Origin of the sequence: Lactococcus allomyrinae, assembly GCF_003627095.1 — a bacterium.
Taxonomy (GTDB): Bacteria; Bacillota; Bacilli; order Lactobacillales; family Streptococcaceae; genus Lactococcus; species Lactococcus allomyrinae.
The window spans coordinates 839984-853256 of record NZ_CP032627.1 but is presented as its reverse complement, the minus strand read 5'-3'; the positions used below and the strand labels follow the sequence as shown (position 1 = coordinate 853256).

Below are 13273 nucleotides of genomic sequence, written 5' to 3'. Positions count from 1 at the left end.
CTACTGAGGCTAATTTTGCTGTAAAAGATATAATGATTTGCAACGTATGAGCAAAATAGTGCTCTATACTTTATGAGGTTATCAATAATGGGTTTAAAATATCAACAAAATTACCGCGTGCCTTTCTATGAAAGTGATGCTTTTAAGAAAATGAGAATGTCAAGTATTCTTGCTGTAGCTTTACAAATTTCTGGTGAGCAATCAACGCTGCTTGGACGTTCGGACGTTTGGGTGAGTGAACGATTTAATCTTTTTTGGGCTGTGATTGAATATGAAGTCAAGATTACACGGTTACCAGAGTTCAATGAGCAAATCATGATTGAAACAGAAGCCACAAGTTACAATAAGTTTTTTTGCTATCGAAATTTTTATTTTAAAGATGAAGCAGGTAATCAACTGGTTGAGATTCATTCGACATGGGTTTTGATGAGTAAAAGTTCACGCAAAATTGAACGGGTGTTAGACGAAATCGTTGCTCCGTATGACTCGGAGAAGATTTCTAAAATTTTACGTCCTCATAAGTTTAACAAGCTAGAGCATTTTGAGCAATGCGAACAGGCAGTCTATCCTGTACGATTTTCCGCCCTTGATATGAATGGTCATGTCAATAATGCTAAATATTATGATTGGGCGGCTGATATGATTGACTTTGATTTCCGCAAATCACATCAGCCAACAAAATTATTTATTAAATATAATCATGAGGTACTCTATGGTGAGAAAATCCAAGCACTGATGAGTTGGGATGGATTAGTAAGTCACCATAATTTTAATGACGGAAGCACTCAAATTGAGATTCATTGGTCAGAAGTTACTGACAAAAATTCTGTCAGTAAATAAAAAATGAGAAAGAAATTAAAATGACAAATAAAAAGTATAAAGGTTATTTGATTGACCTTGATGGCACAATTTATCTTGGTAATGAACGGATTCCTGCTGGTGAAAATTTTATTCATCGTTTGCAAGCGGCGGGAATTCCCTATCTTCTGTTGACAAATAACACGACAAAAACACCTCGAGTTGTTCAAAAACGACTGCATGACAAGTTTAACATTGATACAGCTCTTTCAAGTATTTATACAGCAAGTCTTGCAACAGTTGATTATATGAATGATTTGGGATTAGAAAAAACGGTTTATATCATTGGTGAAGATGGTTTAAAAGAAGCAATCTATGAGGCGGGATACAAAAAAGAACGTGAAAATCCTGCCTATGTCGTTGTTGCGCTTGATACAGATCTGACCTATGAGATGTTGGTTTTAGCGACGCTTGCCATTCATAATGGAGCAACATTTATCGGGACAAATCCTGACTTGAATTTGCCAAGTGAGCGAGGTTTGACTCCTGGAGCAGGAGCTTTGATCAAGATGATTGAGGCTGCCACACGTGTCAAAGCAACGATTATCGGAAAACCAGAAGCAATCATTACCGAAAAAGCAGTCAGCAAATTAGGGTTTGAAAAATCAGATATTCTGATGGTTGGTGATAACTATTTGACAGACATTCGTACAGGGATTAACAACGGTATTGATAGTTTGCTTGTTACGACAGGTTTTACTAAACCAGAAGAAGTGCCAGAACTTCCAATTGCGCCAACTTATGTTGTTTCAAATCTTGATGAATGGGACGTTTGACCCGCAAGAGTTTCCATCAGTTTAAGGATAAGCTCTAAATATAATCATGAACTTCTGTCAGTGTACTGACAGAAATTATTAGAAGAAAATGAACTTCTGTCAGCATACTGACAAGATGATCAGAAGAAAATATAAGAAATATATGCGAGATAAATTTATTTTTGGGCTAAGTGTGTTATGGATTATTGCCCTGTCAGTTACATTAACGATTATCCTCTCCATTCCGTTATTTGCCTTAGAAATGTCATGGTATCACCTTGCTGATTTGGCACAAATGTCAGCTATGCGCTTGTGGCATAATTTTCTTGTGCTGATGAATTACCTTCTCAATCCATTTATTGGTCAGCTCCATATGCCCGATTTTCCTTCATCAGCGAGTGGTCTTGAGCATTTTGCGGAAGTCAAAATGTTGTTTATGCTGACGCTAAGTTTGACAATTGTTCTGATTCCAGCTTTTGTCATTTTTGTGAAAGAAAATCTCTCACTCTTTTTCCATAATGGTTTGAGAATTGTCATGGGCTTACCTATTGTTGCTGGATTATTTGCCCTGCTCATCGGCTTTGACCAGTTTTTTGTCATTTTTCACGAAGTCCTATTTCGTGATAACAGTTGGTTATTTGATCCTTCAACTGACCCGATTATCAATGTTTTACCAGAACAATTTTTTATGCACACTTTTTTGATTTTCATTCTCGTTTATGAACTCCTATTCTTTATCATCTATCGACGAGGATTTAATTTCAGAAAAAAATAGCACTGACAGCTTTCTGTCAGTATTTTTTATAAAAAGTTCGGAAATGACGAATTATTTTTGCCAATATATAATGAAAACAATAAAATAAATAGAAAAAACCGATTGTTTAAGGTAAAATGAATAAGGAAAGTTGAGTGGCAGAGATTTTATTTTTATAACTTTTGAGCTTGAAAAATTCATTAAGTTAATATAAAATCACTCAACTAGCGAAGCCACAGGCTTGGTCGGTCTTTCTGTAAATCTTTCATTTATGGAGAACAAAATATGAATAGTTTAAACTCAGTATTTGATTACGAGGATATTCAGCTTATTCCGAACAAATGTGTCATCAACAGTCGTTCAGAAGCTGATACATCTGTAACTCTTGGGAAATTTACTTTCAAACTCCCTGTAGTGCCTGCAAATATGCAAACAATTATTGATGATAAAATAGCGGAAATGTTAGCAAAAGAAGGCTACTTTTACATCATGCACCGTTTTGAAGCAGAAAATCGTTTAGCATTCATCAAAAAAATGCATGGACAAGGACTCATTGCCTCAATTTCAGTTGGCGTGAAAGCAGAAGAACACGCCTTTATTCGTGAAATGTCAGCACAAGCAGTGATTCCAGAATACATCACGATTGATATTGCGCATGGTCATGCCGAGAGTGTCATCAAAACAATTCGACTCATTAAACGCCTAATGCCACAATCTTTTGTCATTGCTGGAAATGTTGGTACACCAGAGGCTGTGCGTGAACTCGAAAATGCAGGAGCAGATGCGACCAAAGTTGGAATTGGCCCAGGTAAAGTTTGTATCACAAAAGTCAAAACTGGTTTTGGTACAGGGGGCTGGCAGCTTGCTGCGGTAAGATGGTGTGCAAAAGCTGCAAGCAAGCCAATCATTGCGGACGGTGGCATTCGTACAAATGGAGATATTGCAAAATCAGTTCGCATGGGGGCAACGATGGTAATGATTGGTTCTCTCTTTGCTGCTCATGAAGAGTCTCCGGGAAAAACAGTAGAAAAAGATGGTCAACTTTTCAAAGAATACTTTGGTTCAGCTTCTGAATATCAAAAAGGTGAGCACAAAAATGTCGAAGGAAAGAAAATTCTATTGCCACATAAAGGTTCACTAAAAGACACCTTGAAAGAAATGCAAGAAGATTTGCAAAGCTCGATTTCCTACGCTGGCGGACGAGATTTGAGTGCCTTGACAAAAGTGGATTATGTTGTAGTCAAAAATTCGATTTGGAATGGTGATACGATTTAAAACATTATTTAAAATCAGTGTTCAAAGCTTCTTAAACTTATCCTTGAAAATTAAATTATATCGACTTTGAAATATCTTTTGATGAATAATTGTGATACAAAAGAGTATAAATATAGGTGGTTAAATTTTAAATATCAAAATGAAAAGTTACTCTAAATAGGAGTAACTTTTTTATATCTCAATTTAGATTAGTTAATATGCCACTATTTATTGAAAAATCAAAAAAAACAATGTAAAATGAATGTAATTATAAAACAACAAGTTGTTAAAAACAGACATGGAGAGAGTTATGAAAAAACGAAATAAAATAATATTAGGAGTTACTATCCCAGTCATTTTAATCGCAGGAGGAATCATCATGACACAAACACCTTTCGATCTTTTTTTAACAAAAAACTTTACAGCACAATCAAAAGAGAGCACTCGACAAATGCAAGTTGATTATCTTAAAAAACATGAAAAAGAAATGACGGAATTTGTCATGAGTCAAAACAAGACTCAAAGTTCTGAACATCAAATTAAAAGTATTCAGTGGGATTGGGAGTCTATTCAAGTACAAGAAGGAGGAGGTCCCATCAGTTCTAGCACATGGTTAACAATTTCTGGAGGATTCAATCATATAAAGGATTCAAACTTTTCATTAGATTTCACTTTAGACAATACTAATGATATACCTAGTATAAAAGCCGTTGATTTATCTCAATCTTTTACAGTAGATGGAGGTCAGAAAGGGTATGAGTAATTTAGAAAACTTTAATAATATTTATGCAGATTTAGCGGAATCTGCATATACAGGTAATAGACCTAATAATTTTCCTCCAAAAAGTAATAAAGATACTTCACAATATTTTAATTTTTCCAAGTCTAAAACTACAAATATTGGTACAAAAGAAAAACCAGTTTATCAGACAACTCAAGGCGGAGAAAAACTTCCTAATAATGGTATAGTCTACCTCCAACCAGATCCCACAGTGCATACAGTTGATGTGAAAACAAGCCTAAGTATTCCCAATCCAAATGGTGGATATCATACCGAAAGTTATACTACGAGTACCTATCAAAAAGGATTACTTACGGATGAAAAAGCTGGGTTCAATGCTTATTTCCTGACTGATACGTCAACTGTAAATCAAGAAACTAAGAAAGCCTATCTTGCCATCCGTGGTAGTGATGCCATAAGTGTCGAAAATCTTAACGACTGGGTATACAATGATGGAAATTTTGCTTTAAATAATGCTCATATTCCTCAAGCTAAACTCGCAACAACTGCAATGAAAGAAAAAATTGCAGAATTATCCGCGCAAGCTCCAAATGTCAAATTGAATATCACAGGTCATTCACTTGGAACAATGGTTTCAGCACAAGGAGCTGCCCAGCTGATTAAAGATGACCCAAGCGCAATTAACCGCTTAGGAAACATCGTTCTCTTTGATGGACCAGATGTCACACAAAGTTTAAAAAATATGGGACTTTCTGACCAACAGATTAGGGCATTGGGCGATAAAACAACCTACTATGTTAATCCGCTGGACATAGTGAGTATGCTCAATCGGACAGCTCCTCTGAAAGAACAGTTTGGTCATGTCAACATTATCGTTCCGCTTAATTTTACGACCACATTTGATAAATCAAGTGCTCATGATTTTGGAGAATTTCAGATGGGTGCAAATGGGTTCCCTCTAGTTGCTTCAGCCAGCTTTCATCCCGAAATGTTAGTTGCAGGTCATAATCTTGCCTCGCTTATTGATACAACATTGAGTAAACTTAAAGGCCTAGTGGCTGTAAGTGTTCCCACAACACTTCTATTAACGGCACTTTCTGGAGGTGTGACTGGATTAATGGCGCTAGGTATGACAGCTGCTCAAGCTAAGGAAATTTATGATGAATTTGATAATTCTTACAAAGAAATCGTAAAAAAGGCTAAGAAAGAAGCTAAAAAATGGGACGAGCAAGCTATTCCCAAACTTCAAAGTCAAATTCAAAGTGCTAGTAGTAGTCAAAAAGTAGTCTTGCGAGCCGAGCTTTTACAAACGGTAGCTCAAGATGCAGTTCTCTCCGCAGAAGATTATGTCACAAAAATCAAAAGTACCCTTTCAACTTCAAAAGAAAAAGTTCAAAACTCTATTTCTACAGGGAGAGAATCTGCTTTCAATATTGCACATTATTTAGAGTTTTACGAAATTGAAATGCTCCTTTCTGACTTTCAGATGAATAATTTTTGGGATGAGAGTCTAGAAGATGATACAAATAGAGCGGCATCAAAATTTCAAATGAACCTTGAGCAATTTTCCGAAACTTTGATGAGTATCTCTCAAAAAATTCAGGAAACGGATAAAGAAGGTGCCGCTGGTTTCAACGATATGTTAGCAAAAGTTCAAACGAATTGGGGGAAATAGGATGTGGGAAGCAATGACAAATAATCCTTACTTAGACACCGACTGGTTGGATAATCAATTTTCTGCGGCGATGAAAGAACAAGAACGTACAGCTATACTTGCTATTTTATCAGCGAAAAAAGCGGAAATATCGAATGAAAACATAGAATTATCTCAAAAACTGACTCAGCAATCATCAGAAATGAAAGATTTTACCTCTAATCGTCTAGTTTCACATTTAAAATCTGGGCTAGAAGGTAAAGGAGCAGATGCTGCTAATGAATATCTCAGTCATACCTTGAAAAAACCTAAGCTCAAAAGTCCAATCGAAGGAGCGGAGTGATGAATAATAATGAAAAATGGAAGATTGAAGAAGCTCATGATGTGGCAATGAGAGCGCTTAATGAAGCAGAAGAGAGGTTAGATGATTATCGTCAACGCTTCTATCAAGAAACCGCTAAACTTTCTGATTTTGTGTCTAATTTTTATCATCATCTGCCCAATACTTCGTCAAATTCTTTTTACAGAAACTTTGAACAGACTGTAGAAGAATACAATTGGGAACTTCGAAAAAAACAGCAGCAAATCGAAGAAGCGCGTGACGAAGAACAACGAGATTTTAACCGTAAGTTAGATAATTAATTTTGATTTTATTTAGTAATTTTTAAAGTTCTTTAATAATATTTATCAATTATATCATTGCATCGTTTTAAGCTCCTTCAGGAGAAGACAGTAAAACTTTCATTTTGCATTTCTTTTTGTTAGAAACTGACATTATGTTATAATCAACAAAGAGCGGAGTGGGTGCATACTAGTATTTAGTTTTACATAATTTCACGGGAGGTGGAGTAATGCTTAATTTCGATGATAGAGTACAAAACATAAAATACAAAATGACACTTAACGAAGAAGAATTAACAGACTATATAAAAAAGAATATACAATCTGTTTCTCAAATGAAGATCATTACACTAGCAAATGAATTATGCATCGCTCCAAATACAATTACTCGATTTTGCGCTAAACTAGGCTATGAAAATTTTTCAGAATTAAAATTATGTTTGAAATACGAAACAGAGGATAATATATCAAGAGGACAAAGATATATTTTAAACAAAAATTTTGATCTAATTGACGCAGTTCGAGAAAAGAAAGTTGCCGATATGATGGCAAAAGCACGAGCAGTCAACTTTTATGCCTTAGAGCAAACAGGGTTACTACTGAAGGTCAGTGTGAATAATTTTTACGTTTGGGAAAGCAAATTTCAAATTTTTGAATATCAAAATGAAATTGAAACGCGAATAAAATTGAACTCCGATGAAATATTTTTCTTCGTATCACTTACAGGTGAAAATCAATATATTATTGAACTTGCTAAATATGCGAAAAATAATAATCATAAAGTTATAAGTTTGACAGATTTATCTGATAATACTTTATCTAAAATTTCAGATGTTTCACTATACTGTTATACGAAAAAGCATAAGATAAATGATTATGATGTAACGGATAAAACCCCAATTATGATTATTATGTATTCTCTCTTTTTAACATTTTGTAAAATATAACACATAAAAAAACTAAATATAAAAGATTTGGTTTTTTTTTATGATTTTAAAGGAAATAGATTTCTTTATGATATATTTAAAGTACAAATTCATATATTTTAAACAAAAAATGTTTACTTCCAATGTCTTGTTTTATAAGATTTCTAAACTACTAAATCAAATACCGGTATCAATTGACTATATAAATTGTAAAAGATCTATTAGCTAAGGAAGGAGAAAATATGAATAATTTTAATGGAAAATCTGTGAAAGTATTGTTAATGATTATAATATTATTAGTAGCAGAAACTTCACCAGTACTTGCAACCGTCCATGATGAAATTTCACATAATTTCCAAATTACAGAAACCACAGAGGGTAAGATAATCCCAGAAACAATTGTTTCTGAGGAGGAACCTAGCACTCGAACGGAAGAAGAGAGAGCTATAAAAGCTGGTAGAAATTCAGAGACCAGCTTACCTCAAATTCAGTTACCACTTCAAGTCCCAGAATTTGGTCCTACACAAGAACTATCCAAACAAATTAGTCCTGCATTGTTGGATATAAAAAATATCACTGTCCTACCAGGGCGTATAGAAAAAATTTTCGATAGAAGTAGTTCAATTTCTTCTGCAACTCATACTCGTGCTAAGATTATGATTGATGATGTATCAGTGGAATACTCGGCTACTGTTGCTTTCTCTCATCAAAGTGTTGAACGCGATAGTTCAGGAAATGTCGTTGATAAACCAGTCAATGTTACAGATTTTAAACTAGTAAATACAGAGATTGAGCTTACTTCGGAAGAAAGGGAAAAAATAATCACACAGCTTTATACTGGAAGAATCAACCCCTTTAAGATTACAGAAGAACATATTAATCTTGGAACCCTATATGTGAGACATAGTAGTAAGGTTTATGATGGAAGTCACTCTGCTACTCCTTCTAACACAAATGCATCTGTTAGTATGAATTTGGGAAATACTCCTTTTACGGCACAGTTCTATATGTTCTATATGTATATCTACTCGAACGATGTCGTCGGTTCAAGATTTCTCCAGAAAGATGTGGGGAATGGTTTAGAAGTTCATGTAGATAGCATCAAACTCACTCCTTATTATTCAGGTTCAGGCACTGACTTTGAAGGTGCGATGAATAGGCAGGGAGATTCATATTACAACTATGATTGGGAGCCACTTGAAAATTATATAGCTACTCATCGGGTAAGACCAGCGAGTATTTCAAAACGTGCCTTAAATTGGATATCAGGAGAGGTAAAGGATAAGAGATACGATGGGACGACAGAGGTAAAACAAGTCATTCAAAATCCAATATTGACAGGATTTGTTGAAGGGGAAAATCAAGAAAATACTAATTTGACGACTAGTTTTTCTAATCACCAGTTTGTAGATTCTTCAGTGGGTGTTTGGGACATTGAGGCTGATTGGTTGTTTGAATCAACTTCTAATCAATCCCCACCTGAAAATAGTAACTATTCTGTAAGGAGTCAGCCAAGTTTTAAAAAAGCTGAAATTATGAGATTTAACCCAGAGGAACTCTGGCTCGAAGATATTGATGTTATAGCAGGTCATGTAGAGAAAGTTTACGATGGAACAAAAAGCTTAACAAGAGAAAATGCTAATATTACAAAAGCACCTCAAATTACAGTCAACTCCGTTTCTCCAATTGTTCTCAAAGTAAGTGTTGATGATGGAGAATGGAATTTCAATGATATTGATGTCAACTGGTATCCAACAGGGATTATTGATAATGTTCCTTTGACAATAAATGATGTCCATATCGAAGATGAAGAGGGAAATCAATATGCACTAAGAGAAGAAGACAAAAGAGAATTCCTATCCTCACTATTTTCTGGTACAATCCTTCCACGTAAAGTGGCTTGGACTAAGGGGAAAATTGATGATAAACCCTATAACCAAAGTAAAAATATTGACTTGAATACCATTCTTGAGTGCCCAGAGCTTGCTAATCTCATTCCAGATGATAAAGTATACCTTAGTATAAATAAAGGAACACTAGAGTTCGCAAGTAGCAATGTTTCAAGAGGTATTAATCAAGAGATTCTTCCTCAGCAAATTTTTGCCACAGGCTGGAGTGTCAGTGAAATAAATAAGAATGTCATCAGTAACTATCTTCTTGTAGATTCTGTTGATAGTGACACTGAAGGGATTCGTATGATTGATGGAGAACCAACTGAATTTCAACCAAGCTTTGAAGAAGCAAAAATCTTACCTTTACCTGTGACTTTTGTTTCCAAAATTACTGCCAAAAAAGTTTTTGATGGGTTATCTAATTTTGATGAGCGAAATAGTAAACATCTTTTCTCTATTGATAAAGGCAATGAATCAAATTTTACTGGTGTGTTGCCAGGGGATGAGTTAATTCAAACAGTGGCTAATCTAAAAGGAGAACATCTGAGCAATGAAGATGGTAAGATATCAGGAAACTCAGGTTCAGGGGTACTTCTTGTTGATGATAATTATGTTGCTAAACTTGAAGGTGCTCAAGCTGATAATTATTATTTAGTAGAAAATTTAATAGTAAATAGTGAAATTACTAAAGCTCCAGGACCTTCTGTAGAGTTGATCGTTAATAAAATTACAGCAACAACTCTAAATATTGATTCAACTATCATTGATAAACATGAGTGGTTCCGACCACTTTTACGAACTATAGATGGCCCCCATACAGCAATTTATGCAATCAGTACAGAAGCTGATTCGGCATATCATCAATTAATTTGGCAAAAAACACCAAATTTTACAAAGTTGACCCCTAATAGTAAATATTACATTTATTCTTATGTCATAGAAAGTCGAAACTTTTTTGAGGGAAATCCAACGATTCTTCCTGTTTATACTTTGAAAAGTGAAGCAAATGATTCATCAGAGCAGGAGAAGAACGAACAAAAACAACAATCAGCTGAAACCAAAGGAATCATTGGTAATCTGGGAGATTCGGCTCCTGGATTTAGTTTAGTAGGAGTTCTATTTATGGTGTTAGTAGCATGGTTAAAAAAATATAAACAATAAATAAAAGAATGAAAAATCAATGTTTGATTTTTCATTCTTTTACTTTAAAGATAGATATGAGAATATTAAAGATTAGATCTACTAAAAAGAAAAATATTATTTTGAAAAACGTCTTCATAACAAGTTTAGCATATACCATATGTTTGTTGAAGTTTTTCTGTTTTTATGGGATGAGAGAGATTATTCATATCTTTAGATATCAAATATAAAGAGTTGAAAATCTGCTCTTTTTGATAGATTCTTTATCATTTTTATGTTAGAATATAATTCATATTGAGTTTAAATGACTCAAAAATCTAATCTTATTTATACCTAGAATATGGCTGGGCGTTTCTACCTCGTACCGTAAATGCGAGACAATAAGAGAACTCAATTTTTTAATTAAATTTGATTCTTTTTTGTATGTTTGAAACGCTCTATCAGCTGATAGGGTGTTTTTTTATTTGTTAAAACTTCATCTTATTTTCAATGTTCCGAGTCAATTTTGACCTTGAAACAGGTGATTTTAGAAATAAAAATTCTCAACTGATACAGGTTGTGTTAGGTATAAATGTAAAATAATATAGCTGTAGTCCACTGGATTCGATGATATATTCGTTTAGAAGTGGCCAAGTATAAGGGAGAAATAATGAAATTATTAGAAGACCGTATTCATTTAGAGGGTCGTGTATTGGGGAATGATATTCTTAAAGTTGATCGCTTTTTGACCCATCAAATTGATTACAAGTTAATGAAAGCAATCGGAAAAAGATTTGCGGATGTATTTGCCGATTCAGGAGTAACAAAAGTTATTACAATTGAAGCTAGTGGAATCGCTCCAGCAATCTATGCAGCAGAAGCACTTGATGTACCAATGGTTTTTGCTAAGAAAGCCAAAAATATCACGATGAATGATGAGCTTTTAACCACAGAAGTTTATTCATTTACTAAAAAAATGACTTCAACAGTACAGATTTCTAAAAAATTTATTGAAGAAAATGATAAAGTTCTTATTATTGACGATTTTCTAGCTAATGGGCAAGCAGCCTTAGGTTTGATAAAACTTATGGAGCAAGCTAATTCAGAAGTTGTTGGATTAGGAATGGTCATCGAAAAATCTTTTCAAGACGGGCGTAAACAGCTTCTGGATAAGGGACTAAAGTTAGTTAGTCTTGCTCGTATTGAGAAATTCGAAAAAGGTGAAGTAGTTTTTGCTAAAGCAGATGACTCATCATTCGACGAATAGCATGGATAAATAATCTGGTTTTACCGTTGTAAAATCAGGTATAGTCGAAACCACAAAGAGGGACAATCAAAAAAATGTTTCAAAAAAATAAACAAAACAATTCTAAAGCCGCAGTATTAGGGCTTCAACATCTTTTGGCAATGTATTCAGGTTCTATTTTGGTTCCTATCATGATTGCAGGAGCTTTGCATTATTCTGCAGCTCAACTTACTTATCTTATTTCTACAGATATTTTCATGTGTGGTCTGGCCACTTTCCTGCAACTTCAGCTTCGTAAACAATTTGGTGTAGGCTTGCCAGTTGTTTTAGGGGTTGCTTTCCAGTCGGTTGCTCCGTTGATTATTATTGGGCATAATCATGGTCCAGGTGCTATGTTTGGATCACTGATTGTTTCTGGAATTTTTGTTCTTTTGATTTCTGGCATATTTTCAAAGATTCGTAAGCTTTTTCCACCGATTGTAACTGGATCAGTAATCACAACAATTGGTTTAAGCTTGATTCCTGTTGCTATTGGAAATATGGGAAATAATGTGGCAAAGCCAACAACGCAAAGCTTGATTCTTGCTGTTTTTACTATTATTGTTATCTTACTTATTAATATTTTTGCGACAGGTTTCATTCGTTCTATTGCGATTTTAATTGGGTTAGTGGCTGGTACATTACTTGCTTCAGTAATGGGATTAGTTGATGTCAACGCTGTTGCTCAAGCACCTTGGGCTCATCTGCCCCAACCTTTCTTTTTTGCTGCTCCTAAATTTTATTTGGGAGATTGTTTAATGATGATGATCATTGCAGTTGTTTCACTTGTTGAATCAACTGGTGTTTATCTTGCATTAGCAGATATTACAGGGGAAAATCTTGATGAAAAACGTCTTCGTAATGGATATCGTGCTGAAGGATTCGCAGTATTTTTGGGCGGTATTTTCAATACTTTTCCGTATACTGGATTTTCTCAAAATGTTGGATTAGTCCAATTATCAGGAATAAAAACTCGTAAACCTCTTTATTTTACAGCAACATTTTTAGTGATTCTTGGATTAATTCCAAAGTTTGCAGCAATTGCTCAATTAATTCCTACTCCAGTATTGGGTGGTGCAATGCTCGTGATGTTTGGCATGGTTGCTACTCAAGGTGTGCGAATGCTTGGTAAAGTCAATTTTGACGGGAATCAAAATCTTCTTATTGCGGCAGTATCAGTAGCAATGGGGGTAGGGTTCAACTCAACTAATTTATTTTCCGCTCTTCCGAATTTTATCCAACCGTTCGTATCGAATGGGATTGTAATGAGCACCGCTTCAGCGATTATCTTAAATCTTGTTTTTAATCATAAAAAGTCAGAAACGTCTTCAAAAGTAAAGAAAGAAGTTAAACTTGCAAAATAAAAACTCTGTCAGTACTGACAGAGTTTTTTTATTTATTTGCTTTACTGAT

Annotated in this window: 12 protein-coding genes and 1 riboswitch; all 12 genes read left to right on the top strand. The window is 34.5% G+C overall.

What is annotated here, in order from left to right:
• The first annotated feature begins 87 nt into the window (after window positions 1-87).
• The 12 genes from D7I46_RS04075 (at window position 88) to D7I46_RS04020 (ending at window position 13224) form a co-directional block, all read left to right on the top strand.
• Window positions 88-840, top strand: a complete 753-nt coding sequence (locus D7I46_RS04075) for an acyl-ACP thioesterase domain-containing protein (protein ID WP_120771727.1) — start codon at window positions 88-90, stop codon at window positions 838-840.
• A 20-nt stretch (window positions 841-860) separates the two neighbouring features.
• A complete protein-coding gene (locus D7I46_RS04070) occupies window positions 861-1634 on the top strand; it encodes a TIGR01457 family HAD-type hydrolase (RefSeq protein ID WP_120771726.1) in 774 nt (257 codons plus the stop codon).
• Window positions 1635-1776: 142 nt separating this feature from the next.
• On the top strand, window positions 1777-2388 hold the full coding sequence (locus tag D7I46_RS04065; protein WP_120771725.1) for a TIGR01906 family membrane protein: 612 nt from the start codon (window positions 1777-1779) through the stop codon (window positions 2386-2388).
• 264 nt (window positions 2389-2652) lie between these two features.
• Window positions 2653-3642, top strand: coding sequence for a GMP reductase (gene guaC / locus D7I46_RS04060; protein ID WP_120771724.1), 990 nt, complete (start codon window positions 2653-2655; stop codon window positions 3640-3642).
• A gap of 289 nt (window positions 3643-3931) precedes the next feature.
• Window positions 3932-4384, top strand: coding sequence for a hypothetical protein (locus D7I46_RS04055; protein ID WP_120771723.1), 453 nt, complete (start codon window positions 3932-3934; stop codon window positions 4382-4384).
• Window positions 4377-6038: a lipase family protein gene (locus tag D7I46_RS04050; protein WP_120771722.1), complete on the top strand. Its 1662-nt coding sequence runs from the start codon at window positions 4377-4379 to the stop codon at window positions 6036-6038. The genes D7I46_RS04055 and D7I46_RS04050 overlap by 8 nt, the downstream gene beginning before the upstream one ends.
• A gap of 1 nt (window position 6039) precedes the next feature.
• Window positions 6040-6360 carry a hypothetical protein gene (locus tag D7I46_RS04045; RefSeq protein ID WP_120771721.1) on the top strand — a complete coding sequence of 107 codons (321 nt, stop codon included), beginning with the start codon at window positions 6040-6042 and terminating at the stop codon, window positions 6358-6360.
• Window positions 6360-6659, top strand: coding sequence for a hypothetical protein (locus D7I46_RS04040; protein WP_120771720.1), 300 nt, complete (start codon window positions 6360-6362; stop codon window positions 6657-6659). Before D7I46_RS04045 ends, D7I46_RS04040 begins: the two co-directional genes overlap by 1 nt.
• Window positions 6660-6868: 209 nt before the next feature.
• Window positions 6869-7585, top strand: a complete 717-nt coding sequence (locus tag D7I46_RS04035) for a MurR/RpiR family transcriptional regulator (RefSeq protein WP_120771719.1) — start codon at window positions 6869-6871, stop codon at window positions 7583-7585.
• Window positions 7586-7806: 221 nt separating this feature from the next.
• Window positions 7807-10617: a hypothetical protein gene (locus D7I46_RS04030; RefSeq protein ID WP_120771718.1), complete on the top strand. Its 2811-nt coding sequence runs from the start codon at window positions 7807-7809 to the stop codon at window positions 10615-10617.
• A 282-nt stretch (window positions 10618-10899) separates the two neighbouring features.
• Window positions 10900-10997: riboswitch (purine riboswitch) on the top strand.
• Window positions 10998-11245: 248 nt separating this feature from the next.
• A complete protein-coding gene (locus tag D7I46_RS04025; RefSeq protein ID WP_120771717.1) occupies window positions 11246-11842 on the top strand; it encodes a xanthine phosphoribosyltransferase in 597 nt (198 codons plus the stop codon).
• Window positions 11843-11916: 74 nt separating this feature from the next.
• A complete protein-coding gene (locus tag D7I46_RS04020; protein WP_120771716.1) occupies window positions 11917-13224 on the top strand; it encodes a nucleobase:cation symporter-2 family protein in 1308 nt (435 codons plus the stop codon).
• Window positions 13225-13273: the final 49 nt, after the last annotated feature.